Source organism: Ornithinimicrobium sp. CNJ-824 (genome assembly GCF_001942405.1).
Lineage (GTDB): Bacteria > Actinomycetota > Actinomycetes > Actinomycetales > Dermatophilaceae > Ornithinicoccus > Ornithinicoccus kibberensis.
Genome location: NZ_MKKA01000013.1, coordinates 1 through 26672, shown reverse-complemented (window position 1 = coordinate 26672; position 26672 = coordinate 1). Strand labels below are relative to the sequence as shown.

Annotated in this window: 30 protein-coding genes and 2 pseudogenes; 21 read left to right on the top strand and 11 right to left on the bottom strand. The window is 68.9% G+C overall.

Annotated features, from left to right (window positions below):
• Window positions 1-24 precede the first annotated feature (24 nt).
• From BJF81_RS07095 to BJF81_RS07060, 9 genes and pseudogenes are all read left to right on the top strand, one after another.
• Window positions 25-2905 (top strand): annotated as a pseudogene (locus BJF81_RS07095) (vitamin B12-dependent ribonucleotide reductase).
• A gap of 98 nt (window positions 2906-3003) precedes the next feature.
• On the top strand, window positions 3004-3651 hold the full coding sequence (locus tag BJF81_RS21440; RefSeq protein WP_075957745.1) for a DNA (cytosine-5-)-methyltransferase: 648 nt from the start codon (window positions 3004-3006) through the stop codon (window positions 3649-3651).
• A gap of 310 nt (window positions 3652-3961) precedes the next feature.
• Window positions 3962-4342 carry a DNA cytosine methyltransferase gene (locus BJF81_RS21435; RefSeq protein ID WP_075957744.1) on the top strand — a complete coding sequence of 127 codons (381 nt, stop codon included), beginning with the start codon at window positions 3962-3964 and terminating at the stop codon, window positions 4340-4342.
• A gap of 4 nt (window positions 4343-4346) precedes the next feature.
• Complete coding sequence (locus BJF81_RS07080) at window positions 4347-5519, top strand: DEAD/DEAH box helicase (RefSeq protein WP_075957743.1); 1173 nt, start codon at window positions 4347-4349, stop codon at window positions 5517-5519.
• A 771-nt stretch (window positions 5520-6290) separates the two neighbouring features.
• Window positions 6291-7820, top strand: coding sequence for an ATP-binding protein (locus BJF81_RS07075; protein WP_075957742.1), 1530 nt, complete (start codon window positions 6291-6293; stop codon window positions 7818-7820).
• Between the two features lie 305 nt (window positions 7821-8125).
• The gene (locus tag BJF81_RS07070) at window positions 8126-9493 is read left to right on the top strand and encodes an MFS transporter (protein WP_075957741.1); all 1368 of its coding nucleotides are present in this window, start codon (window positions 8126-8128) and stop codon (window positions 9491-9493) included.
• Window positions 9490-10644, top strand: a complete 1155-nt coding sequence (locus BJF81_RS07065) for an aminotransferase class V-fold PLP-dependent enzyme (RefSeq protein ID WP_342447097.1) — start codon at window positions 9490-9492, stop codon at window positions 10642-10644. Before BJF81_RS07070 ends, BJF81_RS07065 begins: the two co-directional genes overlap by 4 nt.
• Window positions 10620-10985 (top strand): hypothetical protein, encoded by a 366-nt coding sequence (locus tag BJF81_RS20905; protein ID WP_342447096.1) that lies wholly within the window; start codon window positions 10620-10622, stop codon window positions 10983-10985. The genes BJF81_RS07065 and BJF81_RS20905 overlap by 25 nt, the downstream gene beginning before the upstream one ends.
• A gap of 254 nt (window positions 10986-11239) precedes the next feature.
• Window positions 11240-11887, top strand: coding sequence for an OB-fold protein (locus BJF81_RS07060; protein WP_083664052.1), 648 nt, complete (start codon window positions 11240-11242; stop codon window positions 11885-11887).
• 59 nt (window positions 11888-11946) lie between these two features.
• On the opposite strand, the gene BJF81_RS07055 is transcribed toward BJF81_RS07060, so the two are convergent.
• From BJF81_RS07055 to BJF81_RS18340, 4 genes are all read right to left on the bottom strand, one after another.
• Window positions 11947-12327, bottom strand: coding sequence for a hypothetical protein (locus BJF81_RS07055; RefSeq protein WP_075957740.1), 381 nt, complete (start codon window positions 12325-12327; stop codon window positions 11947-11949).
• Between the two features lie 132 nt (window positions 12328-12459).
• A complete protein-coding gene (locus tag BJF81_RS07050; protein WP_075957739.1) occupies window positions 12460-13155 on the bottom strand; it encodes a cation transporter in 696 nt (231 codons plus the stop codon).
• A 16-nt stretch (window positions 13156-13171) separates the two neighbouring features.
• A complete protein-coding gene (locus tag BJF81_RS07045) occupies window positions 13172-14230 on the bottom strand; it encodes an ADP-ribosylglycohydrolase family protein (RefSeq protein ID WP_075957738.1) in 1059 nt (352 codons plus the stop codon).
• Between the two features lie 115 nt (window positions 14231-14345).
• A complete protein-coding gene (locus BJF81_RS18340) occupies window positions 14346-14522 on the bottom strand; it encodes a hypothetical protein (protein ID WP_187345504.1) in 177 nt (58 codons plus the stop codon).
• A 176-nt stretch (window positions 14523-14698) separates the two neighbouring features.
• On the opposite strand from BJF81_RS18340, the gene BJF81_RS07040 reads away from it, so the two are divergent.
• Genes BJF81_RS07040 through BJF81_RS07030 form a run of 3 tightly spaced genes read left to right on the top strand, consistent with a single transcriptional unit; the run spans window position 14699 to window position 16784 of the window.
• On the top strand, window positions 14699-15517 hold the full coding sequence (locus BJF81_RS07040; protein ID WP_075957737.1) for an SDR family NAD(P)-dependent oxidoreductase: 819 nt from the start codon (window positions 14699-14701) through the stop codon (window positions 15515-15517).
• A 13-nt stretch (window positions 15518-15530) separates the two neighbouring features.
• Window positions 15531-16112: an SOUL family heme-binding protein gene (locus tag BJF81_RS07035; protein ID WP_075957736.1), complete on the top strand. Its 582-nt coding sequence runs from the start codon at window positions 15531-15533 to the stop codon at window positions 16110-16112.
• Window positions 16113-16157: 45 nt separating this feature from the next.
• Window positions 16158-16784 (top strand): DedA family protein, encoded by a 627-nt coding sequence (locus BJF81_RS07030; RefSeq protein WP_075957735.1) that lies wholly within the window; start codon window positions 16158-16160, stop codon window positions 16782-16784.
• Between the two features lie 33 nt (window positions 16785-16817).
• Here the strand turns inward: BJF81_RS07030 and BJF81_RS07025 are convergent, their stop codons facing one another.
• Entirely contained in the window at window positions 16818-17282 is a 465-nt protein-coding gene (locus BJF81_RS07025; RefSeq protein WP_075957734.1) for a hemerythrin domain-containing protein, read from the bottom strand.
• A gap of 122 nt (window positions 17283-17404) precedes the next feature.
• On the opposite strand from BJF81_RS07025, the gene BJF81_RS07020 reads away from it, so the two are divergent.
• The 5 genes and pseudogenes from BJF81_RS07020 (at window position 17405) to BJF81_RS07010 (ending at window position 21161) form a co-directional block, all read left to right on the top strand.
• Complete coding sequence (locus BJF81_RS07020) at window positions 17405-19075, top strand: NERD domain-containing protein (protein WP_237770088.1); 1671 nt, start codon at window positions 17405-17407, stop codon at window positions 19073-19075.
• 50 nt (window positions 19076-19125) lie between these two features.
• Window positions 19126-19230 (top strand): annotated as a pseudogene (locus BJF81_RS21430) (NmrA family NAD(P)-binding protein); the annotation flags it as partial.
• Between the two features lie 157 nt (window positions 19231-19387).
• Complete coding sequence (locus tag BJF81_RS21425; RefSeq protein ID WP_202817447.1) at window positions 19388-19672, top strand: SDR family oxidoreductase; 285 nt, start codon at window positions 19388-19390, stop codon at window positions 19670-19672.
• A 63-nt stretch (window positions 19673-19735) separates the two neighbouring features.
• Entirely contained in the window at window positions 19736-20137 is a 402-nt protein-coding gene (locus tag BJF81_RS18540) for a hypothetical protein (protein WP_202817446.1), read from the top strand.
• 61 nt (window positions 20138-20198) lie between these two features.
• Complete coding sequence (locus BJF81_RS07010) at window positions 20199-21161, top strand: aminoglycoside phosphotransferase family protein (protein ID WP_083664050.1); 963 nt, start codon at window positions 20199-20201, stop codon at window positions 21159-21161.
• Here the strand turns inward: BJF81_RS07010 and BJF81_RS07005 are convergent.
• The 6 genes from BJF81_RS07005 to BJF81_RS06985 all read right to left on the bottom strand — a co-directional run bounded on the left by BJF81_RS07005 (window position 21148) and on the right by BJF81_RS06985 (window position 24653).
• Window positions 21148-21573, bottom strand: coding sequence for a hypothetical protein (locus BJF81_RS07005; RefSeq protein ID WP_075957732.1), 426 nt, complete (start codon window positions 21571-21573; stop codon window positions 21148-21150). The two genes, BJF81_RS07010 and BJF81_RS07005, sit on opposite strands and share 14 nt — an antisense overlap.
• A 195-nt stretch (window positions 21574-21768) precedes the next feature.
• The gene (locus BJF81_RS20300) at window positions 21769-22515 is read right to left on the bottom strand and encodes a choice-of-anchor B family protein (protein ID WP_075957731.1); all 747 of its coding nucleotides are present in this window, start codon (window positions 22513-22515) and stop codon (window positions 21769-21771) included.
• The gene (locus BJF81_RS20295; RefSeq protein WP_075957730.1) at window positions 22509-23189 is read right to left on the bottom strand and encodes a choice-of-anchor B family protein; all 681 of its coding nucleotides are present in this window, start codon (window positions 23187-23189) and stop codon (window positions 22509-22511) included. Before BJF81_RS20295 ends, BJF81_RS20300 begins: the two co-directional genes overlap by 7 nt.
• Window positions 23190-23373: 184 nt before the next feature.
• A complete protein-coding gene (locus tag BJF81_RS06990; protein ID WP_075957773.1) occupies window positions 23374-23943 on the bottom strand; it encodes an NADPH-dependent FMN reductase in 570 nt (189 codons plus the stop codon).
• Window positions 23944-24016: 73 nt separating this feature from the next.
• Complete coding sequence (locus BJF81_RS17935) at window positions 24017-24172, bottom strand: hypothetical protein (protein ID WP_158068627.1); 156 nt, start codon at window positions 24170-24172, stop codon at window positions 24017-24019.
• Window positions 24173-24275: 103 nt separating this feature from the next.
• Window positions 24276-24653, bottom strand: a complete 378-nt coding sequence (locus tag BJF81_RS06985; protein ID WP_075957772.1) for a pyridoxamine 5'-phosphate oxidase family protein — start codon at window positions 24651-24653, stop codon at window positions 24276-24278.
• Between the two features lie 136 nt (window positions 24654-24789).
• Between BJF81_RS06985 and BJF81_RS06980 the strand changes: the two genes are divergently transcribed.
• From BJF81_RS06980 to BJF81_RS06965, 4 genes are all read left to right on the top strand, one after another.
• The gene (locus BJF81_RS06980; RefSeq protein WP_075957729.1) at window positions 24790-25470 is read left to right on the top strand and encodes a haloacid dehalogenase type II; all 681 of its coding nucleotides are present in this window, start codon (window positions 24790-24792) and stop codon (window positions 25468-25470) included.
• A complete protein-coding gene (locus tag BJF81_RS06975; RefSeq protein WP_075957728.1) occupies window positions 25471-25698 on the top strand; it encodes a hypothetical protein in 228 nt (75 codons plus the stop codon).
• On the top strand, window positions 25695-26366 hold the full coding sequence (locus BJF81_RS06970) for a hypothetical protein (RefSeq protein WP_143780713.1): 672 nt from the start codon (window positions 25695-25697) through the stop codon (window positions 26364-26366). The genes BJF81_RS06975 and BJF81_RS06970 overlap by 4 nt, the downstream gene beginning before the upstream one ends.
• A 62-nt stretch (window positions 26367-26428) precedes the next feature.
• A partial coding sequence (locus BJF81_RS06965; RefSeq protein WP_143780712.1) for a transposase occupies window positions 26429-26672 on the top strand: 244 nt, incomplete at its 3' end.

Sequence of the window (26672 nt, the reverse complement as noted above, 5' to 3'; positions counted from 1 at the left end):
CACCACGCACCAAGGGAGAGCAGCATGACGGAGACGACAGGGGCCAAGTCGCGGACCCGCCGCGGCGACAAGGGGCTGAAGATCGAGCGGATCTTCACCACCCCGGGCGTCCACCCCTACGACCAGGTCACGTGGGAGAAGCGGGACGTCGTCCAGACCAACTGGAAGAGCGGCGAGACGATCTTCGAGCAGCGCGGCGTGGAGTTCCCCGACTTCTGGTCGGCGAACGCCTCGACGATCGTGACGACGAAGTACTTCCGCGGTGCGGTGGGCACCCCGGAGCGTGAGCAGGGTCTGAAGCAGCTGGTCGACCGCGTGGTGCTGACCTACGTCAAGGCGGGCAAGGAGCACGGCTACTTCGCCTCTGACGAGGACGCCGAGGTCTTCGAGCACGAGCTGACCTACGCCCTGATCCACCAGGTCTTCTCGTTCAACTCCCCGGTGTGGTTCAACGTGGGCACCAAGAGCCCGCAGCAGGTCAGCGCGTGCTTCATCCTGTCCGTCGACGACTCGATGGACTCGATCCTCAACTGGTACAAGGAGGAGGGCAAGATCTTCCAGGGCGGCTCCGGCGCCGGCCTCAACCTCTCCCGCATCCGCTCCTCCAAGGAGCTGCTCTCCTCCGGCGGCACCGCCTCCGGCCCGGTCTCCTTCATGCGCGGCGCCGACGCCTCCGCGGGCACCATCAAGTCCGGCGGGGCGACCCGTCGCGCGGCCAAGATGGTCGTCCTGGACGTCGACCACCCCGACATCGAGGAGTTCATCGAGACCAAGGCGCGCGAGGAGGACAAGATCCGCGCGCTGCGTGACGCCGGCTTCGACATGGACCTGGGCGGCCGCGACATCGTGTCGGTGCAGTACCAGAACGCCAACAACTCCGTGCGCGTCTCCGACGAGTTCATGCGCGCGGTCGAGCAGGGGGCGGAGTTCAACCTCACCTCCCGCCTGGACGGCTCGGTCGTCGACACCGTCGACGCCCGCGAGCTCTTCGGCAAGATGGCCCAGGCCGCCTGGGAGTGCGCCGACCCCGGCCTGCAGTACGACGACACCATCAACGACTGGCACACCAACCCCGAGACCGGCCGCATCACCGCGTCCAACCCCTGCTCGGAGTACATGTCGCTGGACAACAGCTCGTGCAACCTGGCCTCGATCAACCTGCTGAAGTTCCTGCGCGAGGACGACACCTTCGACGTGGAGACCCTCGAGAAGGTCACCGAGCTGGTCTTCACGGCGATGGACATCTCGATCAGCTTTGCGGACTTCCCGACCGAGGCGATCGGCCAGACCACCCGTGACTACCGCCAGCTGGGCATCGGCTACGCCAACCTCGGCGCGCTGCTCATGGCCACCGGCCACGGCTACGACTCCGAGGGCGGCCGGGCGGTCGCCGCGGCGATCACCTCGCTGATGACCGGTGCCGCCTACCGGCGGTCCGCCGAGATGGCCGCCGTGGTCGGCCCCTACAACGCTACGCCCGCAACGCCGACGGCCACAAGCGCGTCATGCGCAAGCACCAGGCGGCCAACGACCAGCTGCGCACCCTGCACACGATGGACTCCCAGATCCACAAGGCCGCGACCAAGGCCTGGGACGACGTCATCAAGCTGGGTGAGAAGAACGGCTTCCGCAACGCGCAAGCCTCGCTGCTGGCCCCCACCGGCACCATCGGCTTCATGATGGACTGCGACACCACCGGCATCGAGCCGGACTTCTCGCTGGTGAAGTTCAAGAAGCTCGTCGGTGGCGGGTCGATGCAGATCGTCAACCAGACCGTGCCCCGCGCGCTCAAGCGGATGGGCTACACCGAGGAGACCATCGAGGCGATCGTCGAGTACATCGCCGAGAACGGTCACGTCATCGACGCCCCGGGCCTGCGCCACGAGCACTACGAGTCTTCGACTGCGCGATGGGCGCCCGTTCGATCAAGCCCATGGGTCACGTGCGGATGATGGCGGCGGTCCAGCCGTTCCTCTCCGGCGCGATCTCCAAGACGGTCAACCTGCCCGAGTCGGCGACCATCGAGGACGTCGAGGAGGTCTACCTGCAGGGCTGGGAGCTCGGCCTGAAGGCGCTGGCGATCTACCGCGACGGGTGCAAGGTGGGCCAGCCGCTGTCCGACGGCAAGGAGGGCAAGGCCGCCAAGCCGGACGAGAAGGACGAGCCGGAGAAGGTCATCGAGTACCGCCCCGTCCGCAAGCGGCTCCCCAAGCGCCGCAGCAGCCAGACCACGAGCTTCGCGGTCGGTGGCGCGGAGGGCTACCTCACGGCCGGCACCTACGACAGCGGCGACCTGGGGGAGATCTTCCTCAAGTTCGGCAAGCAGGGCTCGACGCTGGCCGGTGTCATGGACGCCTTCTCGATCGCAGTGTCGATCGGCCTGCAGTACGGCGTGCCGCTGGAGACCTACGTCGAGAAGTTCACGAACCTGCGCTTCGAGCCGGCCGGTCTGACCGACGACCCGGACGTGCGGATGTCGCAGTCGATCATGGACTACGTCTTCCGCCGCCTGGCGCTGGACTACCTGGACTTCGAGACCCGGTCGTTCATGGGCATCCACTCCGCCGAGGAGCGGGCCCGTGAGCTGGAGACCGGCTCCTACGCGCCGGTGCAGTCCAGCGACGACGAGTCCTACGAGGACGAGCTGGAGTCCTTCAGCCAGGGCGTGGCCACCTCCCCGGCCAAGAAGGAGCAGAAGGCCGAGAAGGTCGAGGACTCCTCCGGCGCCGGCGCGGCCGACGCCCGCACGGCCGACCCGGCCGTCCACTCCTCGGCCGAGCTGCTCGAGCAGTTCCAGGGCAAGGTCGCCGACGCCCCGATCTGCATGACCTGCGGGACGAAGATGCGCCCGGCCGGCTCGTGCTACGTGTGCGAGGGCTGCGGGAGCACCAGCGGCTGCAGCTGATGTCCCTGGCGGGGCCCATCCAAGCGGCGGGCCCCGCCAGCCCATGCGTGTCGCGTGTCGCATGACGCGCGTTAACCGGCTCCGAGATACAGTGAGATATGTCCCCATTTACTTTCGTAGACCTATTCGCAGGAATTGGGGGATTTCACGCCGCCCTAACCGCAATGGGTGGAAAAGCGGTTTGCGCTGCAGAGATCGACCCCCGCGCGCGTAGAGTTTACGAGGAAAATTGGGGGCTTAAGCCTGAGGCCGACGTTGTGGATCTAGCTAAGCGAGCGAATAGTGTTCCGGACCACACGGTCCTGGCCGCAGGGTTTCCGTGCCAGCCGTACAGCAAAAGCGGACACCAAAGGGGAATGGATGAGCTCCGCGGTCAAGTGTTCCATGACCTCATCAGAATAATCGCGGTAAAAAAGCCCCCCATCATTCTTTTAGAAAACGTCCGAAACCTTTACGGACCACGTCAACGCCCAACGTATCATTATATACTGCGACGTTTGCGCAATCTAGGGTACAAGGTCGGGACGGTCCCGACCGTCATTAGTCCGCACCAACTTCCTCTGGACCGTGGCGGCCGTCCCCAGGTGCGTGAACGCCTCTACATCGTAGGCACGCGCGTAGGGGTGGAAAGGTCGTCTGCCGAGACGGACTCCTTGGCGCTCACACCACGGAACACGATAGCGTCGTGGTCGCTTCCGGAGTGGGACTTAAGGACGGACCTACCTCTTGAGGATCCTCAGAGGTAGGTTCACGATGGCGTTTGCAATCGGGCAATTCAGAGGAAAAATGGCTCCATGCGTGGCAAGATTTCCTAGACGCAACGGATGACATCCCACTCCCTGGGCATCCGCTGTGGGCCGACTTCTGGAACAAGGACGCCAGAGTCGAATCCAGCGCCCCGCCCTGGAAGCAGCGAATTCAGGAACAGAACATCAATTTCTACTGGAGCAATGTCGAAAGAATTGAACCCTGGCTGAATAACTGGCGCGAATCACTACGCTATTTCCCAATAGCCGACGCAAACTAGAATGGCAGGCTCAGGACTCTCCGCGCAGAATGGACCATTGCCTCATTCAATTTCGTCCTTCCGGCATCAGGCTAAAGAAGCCCACCTACACACCGGCCTTGGTGGCAATGGCCCAGACGCCCCTCTATGGACCAGAATGGCGATGGTTGACACCTCGAGAAGCCGCTCGACTGCAAGGCTTTCCTGAATTCTTCAATGTGGACCTCCATGATGCAACAGTCGCCTTCAGACAACTCGGGAACGCGATCCACGTCGGTAGCGCATACCACGTTCTTCGTGAACACGTGAAACGGAACGCGCAGGATGTGGCACTAGCTGGGGGAGATGACCTCATTCAGGCGGTGAATCTCAGCATGCCGTCCCCCGACCTTGCTTGGGGGAGCAACACACCCAGCCAACTGTCGGCATAGACGAATGGCCCTCGAAGATAGGACGCTGAGGTCCTGGCAGCGGGAAGCGATGAACCTTTGGACTGCCAACAACCGTGGGGTGGTCAGCGTGGTTACGGGCGGCGGCAAGACCGTCTTCGCACTCGCGTGCGCTTCCCATTTCCTAGCAAAACGGCCGGCGGGTCGGGTCTTGGTCTTGGTCCCCTCACTTGCACTACAGCAGCAATGGATGAGTGCCATCGCCCAGACCTTGCACCGCGTGGTCACGCCGTTATCGGGCCACAACGATCCCCCGACTGGGTCCTTTACAGTTGCCGTAGTCAACTCAATGAGAAGTCGTGAACGTTGGAGTCAATTCGATCAAGGCGAGTGGATGCTTATCGCTGATGAGTGCCATCGCTATGGGTCTCAAGTCAATAGCCAGGCGTTGCGCGGATCCTGGCTCGCCACAGTCGGGCTGTCTGCGACACCCTATCGGCAATTCGACTCCGGCTTTCAAGACCTAGTTTCTCCAGTACTGGGGCCCGTGATCTATGAATACTCTTACCGCGAAGCGTTGCGCGACGGGGTCCTCTCACCCTTTGAATTGCATAACGTCCGTATTCCCCTTACGGCAGAAGAGGAGGACGAGCATGAGCGACTCACGCGGCGAGTTGGTCGGCTAATTGCAATGGACGCTCCCGAGGAGCAAATCAGGATGACGCTTTTGCGTAGGGCGCGATACTTACAAAAGGCCAGATTCAGAATCCCCGCAACCGTTGCCGTGCTTAATGACTCCCGGAGCGAACGTTCGATCGTGTTTCACGAGGCTACTGCTGCCGCAGACGAGATTCACCGACTACTGCAGCAGGCCGGTCACAGAACCGTGCGCTACCACAGCAAGATCGGCGTTGCGGAAAGACTTCGTTCCTTGCGCATGTTTGAAAGCGGCCAGGCCGATGTCCTAGTCACCTGTCGTGCGCTAGACGAGGGCTATGATGTGCCGGATGTAACGCTCGGGTTGATATCTGCGAGTACGTCGAGTATTCGCCAACGTATTCAGCGTCTTGGGAGGGTTCTAAGAAGGGCTCCGGGAAAGGACCAAGCGAGGGTCGTCACAATATACGCAAGCGACAGCGAGGCCGAACGCTTGCGGGCAGAGGCGGTGGATATGTCCGGTCTAGCTGATACTAGATGGTTCGAAGTGCAAACGTCATGAACACGTTCATCACTTCTTCAGATACGTTCGAGCAGATCACGCTCCGTGAGGATGAATACGAAGGATTCATCGAGCAATTCTGGTCCAAACTGGCTCCGGAATGGCACTACTCTGAATGGAAACCTCTCTTAGACTCGCCAGCGGGCAGGGTCAAACCAGACGGAATCGCTTTTCGAAAGGACTACAGGGACTGGTTCGTCGTTGAGGTAGAACTGGCACAGCATCCAGCGTCGCATTTCCATAGCCAATTCGATCGTTTGTCGCAGGCAAGCTACGGCAGTCAGTTGGCAGAGACCATTTCCGGGGCGCACGAACGGGAGGATCTAGAGAGAGTGCTCCGGATTCGACCAGGTCTCCTGTGCGTGGCGGATGCTGCTACGGATAGCCTAGTCCGAGAATGCAGAGAGTTCGGCTTTCAACTGCTAACCATTTCGCCCCTGCGGTCCCGAAAAGGCCATTATGGCGGGCATGTTGGACGCATCCCCTCATTGTTAGAGCGACAGGAGTCGACGGCCAGTTATTTGTGTAGCCTGGGGGAAGAATCCTGGGGTGGTCGCATTAGGGCGACATTGCCCCGAAATTTTCCGAATCACTCTAGGTTGGACCTGCATATGAGTGATCGGATCACCTCTGTTCGTGTCATGAGCCTGGGCCAAGAGCGGTGCATATTGGTACCGCGGGATGAATTGACGCGTTCGCATAAGTCAGTCCGGCTTGTGCCCGTAGATCCATCTGCTAGCCTGTACGAGATCTCACTTTGAGAGGATAACAATGTCGATCACGTCACTGGAAGTTCAGATCCAACCAGAGTCTGACATATATTCGACCTACAAGAGGTTGTCGTATCGACCCTGGTATGCCCTTGCGGAGTTCGTGGATAACTCCACACAGAACTTTTATGCCAACCGGGGGAGGCTTGAAGAGGTCTCCGGTAGGGCCCCAATGTTAACGATCGACATCTTTTATGACAGAGATGCCGGAACTCTGTCGGTGATTGATGATGCGCTGGGCATGGGCGAGACCGATTTCAAGCGAGCACTGCAGTTGGCTAAGCCGCCGAAGAATACATCCGGACGCTCGGAGTTCGGCATGGGGCTCAAGACGGCGGCTTGTTGGTTGGGACCGCGTTGGAGCGTTGTTAGCAAGCAGTTGGGGTCGGACACGGAATATTCTGCTCACGTCGATGTCGAGCGGCTGCAAGCCGACAAGCCGCGGAGTCTCTTTGTTGGTATGCGTAATGAGATGCCACTGGGGGATCACTACACCAGGGTAGACGTTGAGGGTCTTGGGGATTACGATCGAGTTTTCGTGGGGCGGACGCTGGGCAAGATCAAGGAAGAGTTGGCCTCGATGTACAGACGAGACATCGAGAGTGGGGACGTTGTTATTCGATTCAACGCGGAGGAGCTGTCATTTTATCGTCCGAAGATTTGGGTTGAGCAAGTCGGAGATCACGCCGTTGAGTGGCGGAAAAGTGTGAGCATTGAGGTGAATGGGCGCCCCGTGCGGGGCTGGGTGGCTCTGTTGGATCAGGGAAAGGCGCGCGAAGCTGGATTTCATTTATTCCGTCGTGGGCGTTTGATTTCAGGAGGGCCAACGCAGGGTTGGAAGCCCTGGGAAATCTTTAAGGCGCCGAACAGTTTTGAGTCGCAGAGGCTCTACGGCGAACTTGAGTTCGATTCCTGGCCCGTTAGCCACACCAAAGACCAGATCTCTTGGTCTGGCGCCGAAGAGTCGTTACTAATTGAGGCTTTGCTTGAAACTGTTCAAGATTATCGGCAGAAGGCGCGGGAATCGCGGCGTGGTGAAAAGGAAAGCCTTTCTAAAAAGGGGGCTGAGTCAGCCCTCGAGGCCGAGAAGGGTGTCCTTGAGGACAACGACTCCCTAGCTGCGAAGTTGACGCTGACAGAGACTGGTGTCTTTCCTGCAGAGGATCCTATCGAAGGCGAGATGGTGGAAGGCCTGTTGGAGGACGTGGGGGAATCCTTGTCCCTGCAGTTTGGGGGTTTGGCCTATCCGACACTGCGATTAGGTTTGTTGGACGGGGCCACGGCGGGCGAGCCGTTGGTGAGACTCGGATTCCCGCAGGAAGACATGGTCTCCATGCTCTTGAATCTTCGTCACCCGTTTGTGGATAACTTTGTCGGTTCCGACGACTCTGCCCTTAGAATGGTGGCCAATTTGCTTTATGTGGATGCGTTGGTCGAGCGTGTTGCACGTCGGTCGCCGCAGTTGAGTCCGGCGCAATTGCGATTGGTCAAGGATGGATTCTTGCGAGAACTGCGGCCGTTGGATGAATAGACGCTCTCGTCGGTGATCGCCGTACGTTGGGCAAGTATGCGGCCTTGTGCTGAGGTAATTGGGCCGATCCGCGTGCCGTCGTTCGCGGCTGTGAATGGAGGTTGGCAGGGTGGCTCAGACCCGGGCGAATCGGTCCGCGCTCGAGCATGGCGACAGCTCGCGCCCGATAGCAGGGTCTCCAGCCTTGCAGGGCCCCGGCTCACACCGATCCAGCCGGGCTTGCGGGTGATTTCCAACTGCAAATGGGAACCACCGCTTCTCCGGGTTGATCGGTCCATGGGTTCCGGGAGCCGACCGTGTGCCGCATGACTCAACGCACTACCCAGCGCATCCCGCGCCGGGCCGTCGCAGGCTACGCCGCGGGCAGCGTCGGCACCGGTGGGTTCGGCACGCTGCCGGGGCTGGTGCTGGCCTACTACCTCACCGACACCCTGGCCGTACCCGCGCTCCTGGCCACGCTGGTGGTCGTGGTCCCCAAGGTCTGGGACGTGGTCATCGACCCGGCCGTGGGGGCGCTGAGCGACCGCGAGACGAGGGGCCGCGGCACCCGCACCCGGCTGATGGCCGTCGGTGCGCTCACCCTGCCGGTCGGCTTCGTCGGCATGTTCGCCGTCCCCGAGGGGCTCAGCCCGCTCTGGGCGGCGGTCTGGGTGACCGCCTGCTTCGTGCTGGCCACCACGTCGTTCAGCCTGTTCCAGGTCCCCTACATCGCGCTGCCGGCGGACCTGACCGGCAGCTACGACGAGCGCACCCGCCTCATGGGCTGGCGGATCGCCGTCCTCGCGCTCGCCATCCTGCTCGTGGGTGCCGGCGGCCCGGCCGTGCGCGACGCGGTCGGCGGGGGAGCGGCCGGCTACCTGCTCATGGGCCTGGTCGTGGCCGTCGCCCTGCTGGCGGGCATGCTCGGCACGGTGCTCGGCGTCCGCGGCCACCGGGCGCTGCCGGCCGACGAGGTCGACCCCGGCGCCGGCGTCCGCGGCAACGGCCTGCGCGGCTACCGCGAGGGGCTCGCGGCGCTGCGGGACGTGGCGGCATACCGCGTCCTGCTCGTCGTCTTCGTGCTCCAGGCGGTCGCGACCGGCATCATGCTCGCCGCGGCGCAGTACGTCGCGACCTACACCCTCGGCCAGCAGTCCGCCCTGACCTTCCTCTTCGCCGCCCTCGTCGCCCCGGCGCTGCTCGTCATGCCGCTGTGGACCCGGTATGCCGCCCGCCACGGCAAGCCGCGCTCGCTCGCCCTCGCGTCGGTCCTCTTCGCGCTCGCCACGCTCAGCCTCGTGGTCCTCGTGCCCTTCCCGGGCGCCTGGCTCTACCTGCCCGTCTGCGTCGCCGGCATCGCCTACGCCGGGATGCAGCTCTTCCCGCTGGCGATGCTGCCCGACGTCATCACCTCCGCCGGCCGCGGCAGGGGCGGCTCGATGAGCGGGCTGTGGACCGCCGCGGAGACCGGCGGGATGGCCCTCGGCCCCGGCATCGTCCTGCTGCTCCTGTCCGTCACCGGCTTCCGCTCCAGCACCGCCGACACGGTCGTCGCCCAGCCCGACGCGGCGCTGACCGCGATCGTCGTCGCCTTCTCCGTGCTGCCCGCCGTGCTCGTCGGCGCGAGCCTGCTCGTACTGCGCCGCTACCGCGAGCAGGTCCCCGCCCCCGACCCGATCGAGGACCCCGTATGACGCACCAGCCCGACCCGGCCACCGCCGCCGACGTCGCCGTCGACGCGGACGCGGTGCTCGCCCGTCTGACGGCCTACCGCGGCCACGACGCCCCCACCCACGGCGGCCGGGTGCTGTCCTACGTCTACGACAGCGGCCTCGCCGCGCTCGACGAGGTGGCCGCCCGGGCCGCCCGCGACGTGCAGGCGGTCAACGGGCTGGACCCGACGACCTTCCCCTCCGTCGCGCTGATGGAGGGCGACCTGGTCGCGTTCGGCCGGTGCATCCTGCACGGCCCGGACGCCGTCGGGTCGGTCACCTCCGGCGGCACCGAGAGCTGCCTGCTCGCCGTCAAGGCCGCCCGCGACGTCTGGCGGGAGCGCCACCCGGGCAGCGCGACCCGCCCCCGGATCGTGCTCCCGCAGACGGCGCACGCGGCGTTCCACAAGGCCGCCCACTACCTCGACCTGGACGTCGACGTCGTCCCCGTCGACCCCGCGACCGGCACGCTGCCGGCCGGCGACCTGACCCGGCGCATTGACGAGGCGACGGCGCTGGTCGTGGTGAGCGCACCGGCATACCCCCACGGCGTGGTCGACCCCGTGGCGGAGGTGGCCGCCGCCGCGCAGGAGGCCGGGGTCCCGTGCCACGTCGACGCGTGCGTCGGCGGGCTCGTGCTGCCGTTCTGGGAGGCCGCGGGCGGCGGGTCGGTGCCGCCGTGGGACTTCCGGGTGCCCGGTGTGAGCAGCATCTCGGCGGACCTGCACAAGTACGGCTACGCGCCCAAGGGCAGCTCGCTCCTCCTCTTCGCCGACCGCGAGCTGGACCGGGCACGCTACTTCGCGCTCACCGGCTGGCCCGGCTACCCGGTCGTCAACCCCACCGTCCTCGGCTCCCGCTCGGCTACCTCGCTCGCCGCCGCGTGGGCGGTCACCACCGCGCTGGGGGAGCAGGGGTATGTCGCGCTGACCCGTCGCCTGGTCACCGCCACGGCCGCGGTGCGCGCCTGCGTCGACGGGATCGTCGGCCTGCGGGTGCTCGGCGACCCGGTCGGCCCGCTGGTCGCCGCGGGCGCGACGAAGACGTACCGGCGGGGGAGCGGGTGGACCCGCACCTGTGGGCCGTGGCGGTCCAGCGACGGGGGTTCGTGCTGCAGGGGCAGCCGGCGCTGACGCAGTCGGACGGGACGGGAATCCCGCGGTCGACCCACCTGACCGTGACGCCGGTGACCGCCGGGCTGATCGACGAGCTGACCGGGGCGCTCGCGGGCGGGGCGGACGACGTGCGGGGGCAGGCCGGGGCGGGGTCGGACGGTGGGCCTGATGCTGCCGGCGGCGGCGTGGTGGGGTCGGCGGGTCTGCCCGACCCGGCCGAGCTGGCACGGGCAGCACGGGAGGACGGCGAGCTGGACCTGACGGCGGTGCTCGCCCTCATCGAGACGCTGCCGCGGGAGGTGAGCGCGCGGATGCTCGTGGACTTCCTGGCGGAGTTCACCGAGCCGCGGGTGCGCTGACGTCCGAGATGAGTTGGTCCTGGGCTCGGTCAGTGTGGCTATCGGCCGCCGAGGTTTGCCCGACGCCCACAAGTCACGAGACTGGCGCAGGGCGGCGCGATCTGCGACTGAGACCCATCACACACGAAGCGCCCCGTTCCTCGAGGCGCAGTGCGACGTAAGGGAGGTATGCTCACCGGGGGGTTTACACCATCAACACCCCGCAGGCGTGCAAATCTGCGTCTGGCCATCTTGTTGTACAGGAGTCAAGTTCAATGTCGACGGTCCCACCCGCCCCTGAGAATTCTTCTCAGCAGTTCACCTCATCCAAGGATGCCAAGGCCCAGGCCAAGGCTGCGAAAGCCTACCAGAAGGCGAACCGGCCCTGGTTCAAGAAGAAGCGGTTCTGGCTGCTGGGGCTCATTGCTCTGGTGATCATTCTGTCGATCGCCTCGCAGGGAGGGGAAGACGCGGACACGGCCACTGACGAGCCGACCCAGAGCGCGGCCCAGGAGCCGACCGAGGACGCCGCCAGCGAGGACGCTGCCGCCGAGGAGGAGGCCGCTGCTGAGGAGGAGGCCGCTGCTGAGGAGGAGGCCGCCGCCGAAGAAGCTCTTGAGGTGAGCGCGCAGCAGATGATCGACGACCTGGAGAGCAACGCGCTCAAGGCGAAGACCACCTACGAGGGCAAGCTGGTCACCGTTACCGGTTACGTCGGAAGCATCGATGCTTCGGGCAACTACTTCGCGTTGGACCCCGAGCCGGACGCCTTTATCCTTACCGGGGTTCAGGTCCAGATCGACGAGAGCCACATCGAGACGGTGAGCAACTACAGCCAGGGCCAGCAGGTCTCCGTCACGGGCACGGTGACGAGTGTGGGTGAGGTCATGGGTTACTCCATCGACGCCGACACGCTCGGCTAAGCATCCTGTCGAAAGCGGGGCCGTGACCTTCGGGTCACGGCCCCTCTTTTATGGGTGGGTCAGCGTCGGGTCGGTACATCCATCAGCCGTCTGGGTAATTCACGTGTCCGCGTAGGGGCTCCTCCCCGGCGCTCGTCGCAACCGTTGGCTGCAGTATCGCGCCCCCACGACGGGAGCCACGGCTCGCCGTCGGGGTCCTTGGCCAGCGGGGTCAGCAGGCCGGTCATCGCCAGGTCGGTGCCGAGCGCGTCGCAGGCCCAGGCGAGCTCGAGCCGGGCTGCGCCGCGCTCCAGCATCAGCGTGCTGCCGTGGCGGGCGCCCAGCAGGCCGCCGACGACGGCGGAGATGCCGTGCTTCTCCGGGAAGAACGACGCCAGGGCCATCGCCAGCATCAGCTCGTGCGGATCCGGGTGGGACAGCACGACGTAGACGGCGGCCACCTAAACGACCAGTAGCGCGCCGAGCGCCGCTGTCGGCGTCGCGAGCGGGTGGGTGTGAGTGGTGCTGACGATCTCCTCGGCCGGCCAGGTCAGGGACGGGTCAGCCAGTGCCAGAAGCAAGGCTCGCCCCGGTCAGTCCTGGCAGCACTCCGAGGCGCAGGCGGTGCCGGCGTCGGATGCCACCGCCGGGGAGACGCTGCAGCAGCCCTCTCCGCGCCACGCCTCGAGCCCCTCGCGCACAGCCACCGCGGCGATGACGAGCGCGGCCACGGCGTCGAGCCACCACCAGCCGAGCAGGGCGTTGGCGAGCAGGCCCACGAGCAGCACGCCGGAGAGGTAGGTGCACAGCAGGGTCTGGGTCCCGTCGGCGTGTACGGCGCCCGAGCCCAGCTCGCGCCCGGTGCGGCGCTGGGCCCAGGACAGCAGCGGCATGACCATCAGCGACAGGGTGGCCAGGACGATCCCCACGGTGGAGGTGTCGGGACGGGCGCCGGTCAGCAGCGCTGAGAGCGACTCGTAGCCGACGTAGATTGCCAGCGCGAAGAACGACAGGCCGATCAGCCGCCCGGCCAGCTGCTCGCGCGACTCCGGCAGCGGGTGGCGGAACTGCCACAGGATGATGAGGCCGCTGGCGACCTCGACGGTGGAGTCCAGCCCGAAGCCGACGAGCGCCGCCGAGCCGGCCACCCGCCCCGCGGCGATGGCCACCACGGCCTCGACGACGTTGTAGACGACCGAGGCGGCGGCGAGCAGCTGGGCCCGCTGAGCCAGGGTCGCCCGACGCTCGGGCGTCAGGACGGCGAAGCTTCGGGTGGTGCGCGTCGTCACCCGTCCAGGGTACGGCTCACCCCGTGTAGCGGGCCCCCCACGAGGGGAGCCACGGCGCACCGTCGGGCTCCTTGCCCAGGGGGGTCAGCAGGGAGGTCATCGCCAGGTCGGTCGCCAGCGCGTCGCAGGCCCAGGCGAGCTCCAGCCGGGCTGCGCCGCGCTCCAGCATCGGCGTGCTGCCGTGGCGGGCGCCCAGCAGGCCGCCGACGACGGCGGAGGTGCCATGCTTCTCGGGGGAGAACGACGCCAGGGCCATCGCCAGCATCAGCTCGTCCGGCTCCGGGTGGGACAGCACGACGTAGACGGCGGCCGCGAGCGTCGACGCCGCCGAGCGGTCGGGTGCCAGGTCGGCGACCCTGGCCGGGTCGCAGGGCTCCACGGCGGCCGTGGTGACCGCTGCGCCCACGCGCTTCGTGACAAGGTCACCACCCTCGGGCGCGTGGTTCTCCAGCAGCGCGCTGAACCCCTCGGCCAGGGGGACGGACCGGTCCGCCGCCTGGGCGACCAGCAGTGCGCCGAGCGTCGCGGTCGGTGTCGCGAGCGGGTGCGTGTGGGTGGTGCCGACGAGCTCCTCGACCGGCCAGGTCAGGGACGGTCCGTGCAGGGTCAGCAGCACCCCGAACGGGAGCGTCCGGACGAGGGCGTGGGCGCCGAGGCTGCCCTGCCCGGGGCCGGCGGGCGGGCCGGAGCGGAGGCTGCGCACGGTGGCCGGGGCGTTGCCGCGCCGGGAGCCGAAGGCGGGGGAGCGGCTCAGGAGGCCGGGCGTCCCGGTGCGGTTCCCCGCGACGCCGGGGACCTGCTGGGCGGTGGCCCAGCGGCGCAGGGCCTCGAGGTTCTCGTGGCCCCAGTCGACGCCCAGGCCCTGGCCGGCCCGCTCCATCGCGCGGACCAAGCCCTCGGTGCTCGCCAGGGTGAGCTGGGTGGCCACCCCGGTCGGCCAGACCGGGGCGGTGCTGGTGAGGTGGTCCGCCGCGTCGCCGAGGGCGATGCCGTGGTGGACGCCGCGGGACAGCTCGATGAGCCTGGACAGGGTGGCGGCGGACGGGTGGTCGCCGGTGCTGGGCTCGTCGGTCATGGGACCTCCTCGGTGAAGGGTCGGCCGGCGCGTTCACCAGCCTTCGATGTCACCTTGACCCTAAAGGAGGGGTCTGACAGACCTGGCCGCCGCTCGCGGGCTCTGCGCCGGTGTCCTAGCCGGGGGTCTGGGTCGAGTCGTGGCGGGTGCCCTCCGGGTCCTCGGTCCTCTCGATGGACTCTTCCAAGATCGCCTCGGCCTGGGCCTGCGGAGACTCGCTGCCGGCCGCCTGCTCCTCGGGCAGCAGCTCGGCACGGGTCTCGACGTCACGCTCGTCGGGTGTCTGCGTCATGACGGTCGACGCTACCCGGACCCGTGGAGAAGGCGGTGACGGATCTCATCGGGCAGACCTCACGATCCGTCGAAGCGCGCTCGCACCCCGTCATTGCGTGCGGGAAGGACCTGGGCCCCGTCGTGCTTGACACAGGAGCGTGTCCCCACGCGCCCCCCCGAGACGAAGGACCCCCCATGCCCGACCAGCAGACGATCGTTCTCACCGGTGCCAGCGACGGCATCGGCGCCGCAGCGGCCCGCCAGCTGACCGGGCGCGGCCACCGGGTGGTGGTCGTCGGGCGCTCGCCGGAGAAGACCGCGGCCGTCGCCGAGGAGATCGGCGCGCCCTTCCACGTCGCGGACTTCGCCGACCTCGCCCAGGTGCGCGCCCTCGCCGAGGAGCTCACGGCATACCCCCGGATCGACGTGCTCGCCAACAACGCCGGCGGCATCTTCACCCGGCAGACGACCGTCGACGGGTTCGAGAAGACGTTCCAGGTCAACCACCTGGCGCCGTTCCTGCTGACGCACCTGCTCATGGACCGGCTGGTCGAGGCCGGCGCGAAGGTGATCCAGACCTCCAGCGTGGGGCACCGCGCGTTCGGGAAGATCGACCTCGACGACCTGGACAACGGCCGGGACTGGAACGCCAACAAGGCCTACGGCGACGCCAAGCTGGCCAACGTGCTGTTCACCAAGGAGCTGCACCGCCGCTACGCCGACCAGGGCCTGGCCGCGGCGGCCTTCCACCCCGGCGGCATCGCGACCAACTTCGCCAACGACACCTCCAGCGTCATGCGCTTCGCCTACCACACCCCGATCCGGCACCTCATGACGAGCGTGGACACGGGCGGGAAGCGGCTCGTCTGGCTCGTCGAGGGCACGCCGGGGCAGACGTGGACGTTGGGGGAGTACTACGAGCGCAACCGGCCCGGCAAGGTCAACCCGCAGGTGAAGGACGAGGCGCTGGCGCGGGGGCTGTGGGAGCGCAGCGAGGAGATGCTGGGACTGTGAACGGGGCACGACGATGACCGAGAAGCAGGCCCACGAGCTCGTCCGGACCTACCCGGAGTTCGAGCTGCGCCGCTACCCCGCCCACGTCGTCGCCGAGGTGGTCGTCCGGGCGCCGTTCGAGGACGCCGGCAACCGCGCCTTCCGCACCCTCGCCGGCTACATCGGGGGCCAGAACCGCTCGAGGGCCAGGATCGCCATGACGGCCCCCGTGGTCCAGCAGGAGTCGGAGAGGATCGCGATGACGACCCCGGTCGTGCAGCGCGAGTCCGGGCAGGGGGAGTATGCCGTCGCGTTCGTCCTCCCGGCGCGATTCACCCTCGACGATGCGCCGGTGCCGACGAACCCCGACGTCACGCTGCACGCCCGCCCGGCCGTGCTCTCCGCGGCCCGCCGCTACCGAGGCCGGTGGACGCAGGCCTCGTTCGAGCGGCACCGGGCCGTCCTCGACCGGGCGCTCGGGGAGGCGGGGCTCACGCCCGTGGGGCCGCCCCGGTGGGCCCGCTTCGACCCGCCCCTCGTGCCGGCGCCCCTGCGGCGCAACGAGGTCGTGCAGGACGTGTCCGGGCAGGCGGGTGCCCCGGTTCGTCCGTCCTGACGCCGGGTCTGTTGCCATACTTGGCCGGCACCCCTGGGAGGACGCATGATCGAGGCGCTCAACGCCTTCATCGAGTCGCACGCCGACTCGGCCTGGCTGCTGCCGGTCGTGCTCCTCGTCTGCGTCGTCGACGGCATCCTGCCACCGGCACCGGCCGAGACGGTGATGGTCGCCCTCGGGGCGGTGGCGGTCGCCGAGGGCGAGCCCAACGTCTGGGCGCTCATCGCCGTCGCCGCGCTCGGGGGCTTCCTGGGGGACAACCTCACCTACAGCCTCGGCCGGTACACCCGGCTGGGCCGCCTGCGGGAGAGCCCGCGGCCCAAGGTGCGCTCCTTCGTCACCTGGGTGACCGGACTGCTCCTGCGGCGCGGAGGGATGATCATCGTCGCCTGCCGCTACATCCCCGGCGGCCGGCAGATCGTCAACCTCACCGCGGGCGCCATGGAGTTCCCCCGCCGGCGGTTCGTCCTCTTCGACAGCATCGCGGTCACCAGCTGGGCCGCCTACAACGTCGGCATCGGGGCGCTGGCCGGCAACTGGGTGCAGGAACAGCCCCTGCTGGCCATCGTGGTCGCCCTGGTCCTGGCGCTCGTGCTGGGCTGGGTGGCGGAGCAGGCCGCCCGGTGGTGGCGCGCCCGGACCGAGGCGAGGGTCACGGCCGCGGCGAGGTAGTCGGGTCGGTGGGCCGCCCCCGCGCCCGGCCGTTCACCCCTGCCCGCCGATGTCGACGGCGTAGGCCTCCCACAGCAGGTCGCTGCCCCGCTGGCGGTGCCGGACGAACCGCCCGACCAGGGCGGTGAGCTCCTCGCGGAGCGCTGGCAGGTCGTCGACCGGGCCGTCCCGGTCGAGCGTGGCGAGGGCCGCGGACAGGTCCTCGGACAGGGCGGCGTGCTCGCCGAGCAGGGTCTCGACCGGTCCGGTCAGTCGTGGGTAGTCCTCGAGCAGCACGCCGAACATGCCGTCCGGGCGCTCGGCCATGTCGACGTGGTCGGCGAAGTCGGAGGCCAGCTCGGCCAGCGCGGTCCGGGCGCGCTCCCGCCAGACGTCGGGCCTGCCGAGGGGGACGGCGAGGGCGTCGAGCACGGCCGTGAGCGACTCCCGCATCTGGGCGCGGCGGGCCCGCACCTCCTGCAGGTGGCTCTGGATCTCTTCCGCTCCGTGGACCGCCATGTGCCATGGTCCCGCACGAGGGGGTGGTCCGTCCATGGCCGGCCGGGGGCGGGGCCGGTGTCGGGGCCCGCCCCTATGCTGCGGGCCATGGGCGACGGAGCACCGGCAGGCAGGGGTATGACGTGGGCGCGCGGCTGATCCCGGCGGAGCCGGCCTTCGCCCACCACACCGAACGGGAGGTGTGGGAGCGGCTGGCGGGGCAGCTCGACGAGGACTGCGTCCTCCTGGCCAACGTGCACCTCACCGACCACGAGCAGGACCACGCGGCCGACCTCGTCGTGCTGCTCCCGGACGCGGGCGTGGTCGTCGTCGAGGTCAAGGGCGGCAGCGTCTCGGTCGACTCCGAGGGCCGGTGGCACCAGAGCGGCGGCGGCTCGTCGAGGACGATCGACCCCGTCGGGCAGGCGCAGCGGGTCAAGCACGCGCTGCGGCGGTACGTCCAGGACGACCCGCGGTGGCGCGACTCCTCCCGCGCCCGGGTGCGGTGGCTGCACACGGTGGTGACGCCATACAGCGCCGTCCCGGAGGACTTCTCCCAGCCCGGGTGCTCCCGCGCGATGGTGCACGGCCGCGACGACCTGGCGCACCTGACGAGGCGGCTGCGGACGCTGGTGGAGACGCACGAGACCAACTACCGGCGGCCCGGCCACGACGACGTGGAGCTCATCGCCGAGATCCTCACCGGGCGCAATCTCATGAGCGCCGACGTCGTCGCCGAGTCCGACGACCGCGAGGCGCGGGCCGACCGGCTCACCCAGGAGCAGGCGATGATCCTGGGCGTCACCCGGCTGCTGCACCGGGTCGAGGTGCGCGGCGGGGCGGGCAGCGGCAAGACCGTGCTGGCCATGGCCCACGCGAAGCAGCTGACCAGGGGTTTCGGGGAGCAGCGCCCGCAGCGGGTGGCGCTGCTGTGCTACTCGATCGGGCTCGGCGAGTGGTTCAAGCGCTCCTTCGAGGGTGCCCGGCGCAAGCACACGCCGGCGTTCATCGGGCGTTTCGAGGAGCTCGGGCGGGCCTGGGGCGCCGACATCAACGCCGGCCGGGACGACAGCGACTTCTGGGAGAAGCAGCTGCCGGCGCGGATGGCCGAGCTGGCCGCCGGGCTGCCGGAGGGTCAGAAGTTCGACGCGATCATCGTCGACGAGGCCCAGGACTTCGCCGAGGACTGGTGGACCCCCCTGCTCACGGCGCTGCGCGACCCGGAGGAGGGCGGGCTCTACGTCTACTCCGACGAGAACCAGCGGCTCTTCCCGCGGTTCGGCCGCCCGCCGGTCGCGCTGGTGCCGCTCGTGCTCGACCACAACCTGCGCAACACCCGGCAGATCGCCGAGAGCTTCAGCGCGCTGGCACCCATGCGGATGCGGCCGATGGGCGGCGACGGGCCGGAAGTGACCTTCGTCCAGGCGTCGCCGGACGAGGCGCTCGGGGTCGCCGACGACGGGGTGGAGCGGCTGCTCGACGAGGGCTGGCCCACGTCCCACGTCGCGCTGATCACGACCGGCACCCGCCACCCCGAGCAGCACTCGCGGCAGGAGCAGCTCGGCCAGGAGGGCTACTGGCGCACCTTCTGGGACGGTGACGACGTCTTCTACGGCCACGTGCTCGGCTGCAAGGGCCTCGAGCGCCGCGCGGTCGTGCTGTGCTTCAACGAGGACGGCACCCGGGACCGGTCCAAGGAGCGGCTCTACGTCGGCCTGTCGCGCGCGACGGACAAGCTGGTGGTCGTCGGGGACGCCGACGCGATCCGGCGGATGGGCGGCGACGAGGTCGTCCGGAGGCTGGGGCTGGCCTGAGGTCCGGCTCAGCCCCTGTCCTTCCCGCCGGGGGAGGAGCACACTGGACCATGCGCGTACTGGTGACCGGCGGGACCGGCTTCGTCGGAGGACACACGGTGGCCGCCCTCGTCGCGGCCGGCCACCACGTCCGGCTGCTGGTGAGGCGGTCCCAGCAGGTCCCGGTCACGCTCGATCCGCTGGGGGCGGAGGTGGCCGACGTCGTCGTCGCGACGTGCTCGACGACGCGTCGGTGGCGGCCGCACTGGAGGGGATGGACGCCGTCGTCCACGCGGCGGCCGTCTACACCTCGACCCGCGGCGTCGCCAGGAGGTGGCCCGCACGAACGTCCGCGCCACCCGGACCGTGCTCGGGCTGGCCGCCGCCGCCCGCCTGGACCCCGTCGTCCACGTGTCCTCGGCCGTCGCGCTCGTGCGCCGGGGCGGGTCGGGACCGGACCTGCCCCTGGGCGACATGACCACCGCTTACGGCCGTTCAAGGTCGAGTCGGAGGCCGTGGCCCGGGAGCTCCAGGCCGAGGGACGGCCGGTCGTGTGCGTCTACCCCGGGGCCGTGCTCGGCCCGCACGACCCCTACCGCGGCGACCAGGGGGAGCTGATCCGCTGGATCCTGCGGGGACTGTTTCCCCCTCTGGCCGCGCGGCGGTCTGCACTACGTCGACGTGCGGGACGTCGCCGCCGTCATCCGTGCCGTGCTCGAGCCGGGCAGGGGACCCCGCCGGTTCGTCGTGCCCGGGCACCACGTCACCGGCCGGGAGCTCTACTCCACCCTGTCCCGGGTGGCCGGGCGTCGTCTGCCCCACGTCGACCTGCCGGCCGGGGTGCTGGCACCCCAGCTGAGGGCGACCGACCACCTGATGGCCCGCCTCCCCGCCCGGCTGCGCTACCCGGCCGAGTCCGAGGGGGTGGAGATCGTGGGCCGGGACACGCGGCTGGACGACCGGCCGGCCAGGACCGAGCTGGGGATCGTCCCCCTGCCGCTCGAGGACTCCCTGCGGGACACGGCCCGGTGGCTGGTCGGGTCGGGGCGGCTGCACCCGGCCCGCGCGCCGGCGCTGGGCTGATCCCGAGGACCCCGACGTCCTCGCCAGGGCACGGGCGGCGTTCGACCTCGGCGAGGGGGAGCTGCGGGTCACGCCCGGGCCGCGAGGCGCCGTTGGCCAGGTGTGGCGGATCGAGGTCGGCGACCGGGTCCGTGCGCTCAAGCACGTGCTCACGGGGCCGCCTCCTGCCCACGCGACGGTGGAGGCCGAGCTCCTCCTCGCGCGGGCGGCCGCCGCCGCCGGTGTGCGCCTGCCGGCGAGCCGTCCCGGAGTCGACGGGCAGTTCGTGGTGGGGCTGCCGGGCGGGGGGTGGCTGCGGCTCTACGAGTGGATGGACCTGCGGCAGTGCGAGCCGACCGTCGACCCGGAGGCGCTCGGCGTCCTGCTTGCGCGGCTGCATACCGTTGCGCCCCCGTTCCGGAACGAGCCCGACGGGACGCCACCGGACGGGTGGTACGAGGTGATGCCCGACGACTCCACGTGGGACCGCCTGCTCGTCGGGGCCTCCCGGGCGGGGATGTCCTGGGCCCCACGGCTGGCCGCGGCGTCGGCCGCCCTCCCGGCGCTCCGTGCCGCCGTCGCCCCCACCGACCCGGACCGGCTCCGGCTGAGCCACCGCGACCTCCACCCGGAGAACGTGCTCGCCGGGCCCGAGGGTGAGCTCGTGCTCGTCGACTGGGACGACGTCGGTCCGGCCGACCCGGCCAGGGAGCTCGCCAAGACCCTCGTGCTGTCCTTCCACGACGGCAGCCCGGACCTGGGCGCGATGCGTCGCACCTACGCCGCCTACGTCGGGGCGGGCGGTCCGGCACGGCTGAGGTCCAGGGCCGACTTCACGATGCTGGTCGCCACCCGGCTGAACTTCCTGTCCTCCCAGGCGAAGGTCGCCCTCGACCAGGGGGCGACACCGCGCGACCGCGCGTGGGCCGAGGAGGAGATCGACGAGGGTCTGCGCACCCTGCCGACCCCGGACCTCCTCGACGCCGTCCTCGACGCGGTCGGGCGGACGCCGCCCTTCGAACCTGTGCCGCTCAGCGACCGCTGAGGTGGGCCACGACCTCGCCGTCGAAGGTCACGACCGTGCCGGGCGGGAAGCCCTCCTCCTCGACGTCCAGGGTGAACGTGTCGGAGAAGGAGCAGGTCACCTGCGGGCGCGGGTTGTGCCCGAGGACGGCCCCGCCGCCCTTGAGGTCCGTGCCCTCCTCGACCACCACCGGCTCGCCCCCGGGAGGGGTGGCGGTGATGGTCATGGAGAAGGAGATCGGCACGATCACCCCGGTGGATCCGATCAGGTGGCCCGGGGTGAAGGACCCGTTGCCGCTCGTCCAGATCTCGTGGGTGCTGCCGTCGTCGCAGTGCACGGTCATGAGGTCCCCGTGCGGCGGCGCGGCGGACCCGGGTGCTGCGCCGACGAGCAGGAGCAGCCCGGCCGCTCCGGTGGCGAGGGTTCTACGCATGATGGTCTCCGTCCGGTCGGAGGGACCCCGTCGGCCCCTACGGGCCGAACCTAGGACCGGTCCGCCGGGGCGGACCATACGCAGAGGTGCGTACCCGCGTGGGCGGGACGCGACGGCATACCCCGTCGGTGGTGCACGCGGAGGGCGGGACCCCGGCGGTCCGGGGCCCCGCCCCACGGGCGTCGTCCCCAGGTACTAGCGGGCTGAGCCGCCCTTGCCCCGGCCCTTCCCGCCGGGCTTGTCGCTGTTGTCCGAGCTCTTGGCGCGCGACTGCAGCACGAAGACGCCTTCGTCGCTGCTGGTCACGACGACCTTGCCGTCACCGAAGTAGGGGTAGGTGCCCCACGAGCCGAAGAACTCGGTCCGGTCGTCGGCGGGGAAGACGTCGAAGAAGCCGCGCATCTTCACCCGGCCCTGCTCCTGCTTCCAGGTGTCGTAGATCCACAGGCCGGAGGTGTAGTTGGCCTGGTAGAGCAGGAAGTCGTCGACGAACATGTTGTGGTCGATCGAGGTGTTGCCGTCGGTGTGGGTTCCGATCACCGTGGCGTCGTCCAGGTCGTGCAGGTCCCAGATGTATGTCGTGCGCTCGCTGGCCACGCCGCTGAGCTCGTCGAGCTCGTCGCCGAGGAAGAAGTAGCTGTGGTCGGCGCTGAGCCAGCCCTGGTGGGTGTAGATGTCACCCACCTCCAGCGACTCGTCCAGGTAGCGGAAGCGGTCGATGACGACCGGGTCGGCCGGATCCGTGGCGTCGTAGATCGTCACGGTGTCCTCGTTGGAACCGATGCAGATCTCCCGCCCGGTGTAGTCGGCGTCGGGCCCGGCGTACTCCACGCACTGGATGTCGTGGGAGTAGCCGTCCTCGGTGAGGCACCCGAGGAACTGCGGGTCGTTCGGGTCGGTCGCCACGTCGTAGACGATGGCGCCGCCGTTGCCGTTCAGCACCGGGAACTCCGGGTTCGGCGTGCCGCACTCCTCGACGTGTAGACCGAGCCGACGACGTACATCCGCCCGCTGTCCTCGTTGAGGGAGATGTTGTGCGAGTTGGTGACGTCGTCGATGTGTCTCGTCAGATCCACGTCGATCGGCGCCGTGGCACCGCGGAACTGGGTGAGGTCGACGACCTGGATGCCGAAGCCGTCGAGCTCGCCGGTGGCCGGCACGTAGGTGCCGAGGTCGATCGCCTCGCTGCCGATGTAGGCCGTGTCCTCGTAGACGCGCACGTCGCCCCAGATGTTGCCCGTGTCACCGGGGACCTGCGACTCCAGCGTCCCCAGGTAGACCGGGTTGCTGCCGTCGGTGACGTCGATGAACGCGGTGCCCTCGAACGTGCCGACGATCGCGAGCTGCAGACCCGTCTCGTCGTCCTCCCAGCCCCACAGGTCGTTGACGAACGTCGACTCCATGTCGGTCAGCGGGGTGAACGAGGCCAGGTCGACCTTGTGGCACGGGAAGATGCCGGCCATCCCGTCCTCGCACCGGACGTCGGACATCGCCTCCATCGGGACGCCGCCGGGGCTGACGGCGTCGACGACGCCGTCGTAATGCCTGCCCTTCAGCGGCGAGGTGCCGGGGTTCTGCAGGTCGTGGGCGGGGTGGGCCGAGACGGGCAGATGCATGCTCGTGACGAGCGCAGCTGCGGCTACGCCTCCGAGCACGGCCCTCGAGTGCTTTCTCATAATTTCCTCCGAGTGGGCCGTCGGCTCGGCTGTGAGCCGACCGTTCCAGCGTGGCGCAGGATGTGATCTGGCGCACATCGAAGCCGCATCGGAGCCGGCGGAGCAGCATCCCCGCAGGGGAGGCTCAGCGCCGCGGCAGGACCGTCAGCACCCGCTCGATGTGGTCGCGGAACTCCCGCATGAAGTCAGTGAGGATCTTCTCCAGCTCCGGGTCCTTGACCTCACCGTCCTCGCCGTACGCCTCCGGGTTGAACTGGATGTAGGCCTCGGGGGCCGTCATCTGCCGGGCGTTGCAGAAGCTGAGGATGCCGCGCAGCCCCTGCTGGGCGACCGCGGTGCCGATGCCGCCGGGGGAGGCCCCGATGACCGCCACCGGCACGTGGTCGAAGGAGTTCTCGCCGTAGGGGCGCGACGCCCAGTCGATCGCGTTCATGAGGGCGCCGGGGATCGAGCGGTTGTACTCCGGGGTGACGAACAGGACCGCGTCCGAGGCCGCGATGGCCTCCTTCATCGCCACGGCCTCGTCCGGGTAGTTCGCGTCGAGATCGCGGTTGTAGAGCGGCAGGTCGTCGATCCGGATCTCGGTGAAGTGCAGGTCCTTGGGCGCGACCTTGATGAGCGCCTCGGACAGGGTGCGGTTGATCGACTCCGACGAGAGGCTGCCGATGAAGTAGCCGACGTTGTACGTCACGATGACCTCCTGGTGCTGGGGGTGCGCGCCGGTCCGGGGGCGCACCCCCAGCCTTGCAGAGGACGGCGCGTGGCGCTCAGAGGCGGCGGCGTGCGCCTCCGCCGAGGAGCCGGCCGAGCATCCCGCCGATCCCCGAGCGGCCTGCGGTGCGGCCACGTCCGACGCCGGCCGCGCGGCCACCCCGACGCGTCCCACCGGTCACCCGGCCGAGCAGTCCCGAGATGAGTCCCATGGCGCTTCTCCCTTCGGTTGGCTGCGCTGAACGTCACTCCAGCGAACACCAGCGGCTGCGGCCTCGCCAACGGAACCGTCCGGCGCAGCCGGGGAGGGAGGGGTCACACGGGCCGGCAGTCGTGCCCGCACCCCGCGTCGTGGGTATGCGGCGTGCCCGGGTCCGCGTGGTCCGCGGGCCGGTGCAGCACGGCCGTGGCGGGCTCGAGCACGAAGCCGTCGTCCGTGGTCCTGGCGGTGCCGTCGACGATGAGCGAGTAGCCCCTCGGCTCCGGAGGCGGGAAGAGCAGGGTGGCCGCCGGGTTGTCGGCCAGGTTGCGGGCGCTTCCGTTGCTGCCCACCGGGATCCGGACACGTCCCTCGACGACCTCAGCCGTCACGGTGACCGCCTTGACCGCTCCGCCGGAGGTGGTCAGCAGGTAGCCGTACGGGTACTCACCCAGGGTCGTGGCCAGCTGGTCGAGGTCGACGACGATGCTCATGGCCCCACTGTGCCAGGCCGGGTCGTCACCCCACCAGGTTCCGTCCGACCGTTCTGCCTTGCGCGACCTCCGGGTGTCGGCGACGGTGAAGGAACCGTCCCGTTCGGTCCCCCTCGACCCGGTGAAGGAGTCCCCCATGGCTGCTCGTGTCGGTGCGGTCGTCTTCGACGTCCTCGAGACTCTCCTCGACCTCGATCCGATCGGTGAGAGGCTCGAGGAGGTGGGGCAGCCGGCTGCGGTGCTGGGCCCGTTCTTCATGCGCTTCCAGCGCGATGCGATGGCGCTGACGCTGGCGGGCGAGTTCGCCGACTTCACCGCGACCGCACGCCAGGCCCTGCGTACGGAGACCCGGCAGACCATGTCCGAGGACGCGATCGACCACGTCCTGCGCGGCTTCGCAGAGGTCCCGGCCTTCCCCGACGCGGCCCCCGCCCTGAGCCGCCTGTCCGAGGCGGGTGTGCCCGTCGGCTGCCTGACCGTCGGCGACCCGGACAACACCCGCTCGTTCCTGGCCGGCGCAGATCTGGAGCGCTACGTCGACCAGGTGGTGACCTGCGACGTGGTCGGGGTCTGGAAGCCTGCACCCCAGGTGTACCGGTATGCCGCGGAGGCGCTCGACTGCGAGCTGGGACGGATGGCGCTCGTCGCGGTGCACGCCTGGGACTGCCACGGCGCCAAGAAGGCGGGCGCACTGGCCGGGTGGTGCTCCCGGCTGGAGGGGGAGCCCGGTGAGGTGTTCCTCCCGGCCGACGTCCGCGGCGACGACCTCCTCGAGGTCGTCGACGGGCTGCTGGCCCTGGGCCCATCGAGCACCTGAATGACCTCCACCGACCGTCCGGCCCCGCCGGCCGCGGCCGTCTGCTTCGATGGACCGGTGGAGCTCGACGCGGCCCGCGTGGCCAGGACCCACGGCAGCCCGCTGTGCCTCCCGGAGCCGTCGGAGATGCTCGGCGTGGCCCCGGGGTGGCGCTTCCTCATCGCCCCCGGCTACGAGGACGTGTGGTGCGACCCCTCGCTCCTCAGCCAGGTGGGGCGCCGGTGGTGACCGGCCCTCCCGACTGGTGGCGCGGCCAGGTGCCGGCGGACAGGCCGCCGCCCTGGGTCGGGCGGGAGGGAGCGACCACCGGGACCGTCGAGGAGGTGGACGCGCCCGACATACCCCTGCGGGACGGGCTGCGCCCGCTGCACTTCTTCCGGGCGGCCGTGACCGACGTCCAGGTGTGGCTCAACGCCGCGCACCTCACGGTGCAGTGGTCCTCCTTCGAGGGCTGCCACTTCCGGCAGCGGGTGCGTCCGGTCGTGGGCACGGACGGGTTCGCGGCGCAGGGGTCGTTCGGCAACGACCCTGCCCTCTACCGGGGGTGCACCTTCGAGCGGGTCCGCTTCAGGAGCATGGGCGGGTTCTCCCTGGGGCACGCCCGCTTCGAGGGCTGCACGTTCGTGAACTGCCGCTGGGAGGGGCACGTCGCCGACGCGGCGGACCTCCTCGACAACACCTTCGTCGGGCGGATGAACGGCTGCGTCTGGGTCGGCCGGTCCCGGTCCGACCGCTACCCCGAGGGGCGGTGCAACCTCCTCCGGGGGAACGACTTCACCGCGACCGAGTTCACCGACAACGTCGCCTGGCGCCTGGACTTCCCGCTCGCGGACCAGCACTGGCCGGAGGGATTCACGCCCCTGGTCGACGACCGCCCGGACCTAGGGAAGCGCTGATCATTTCGCGGTGCCGGGGTGGCGTGCGGGGCTGGTGGGCGGTTGGCCGGGATGATGTTGGTGTGGTCGACGAGCAGCCCAGCTTCACCGATATCGAGTACGGAAACCGGCGGCGGGTCTCTCGCCGGGAGAAGTTCCTGGACATGATGGACCAGACGGTCCCGTGGGATCGGTGGGTCGCGGTGATCGAGCCGCACTACTACCAGGATCGGGCGGGTAAGCGGGGCCGTAAGCCGGTTCCGATCGAGACGATGCTGCGGATGTACCTGCTGCAGGTGTGGTTCTCCCTCTCGGATGAGGGGGTGG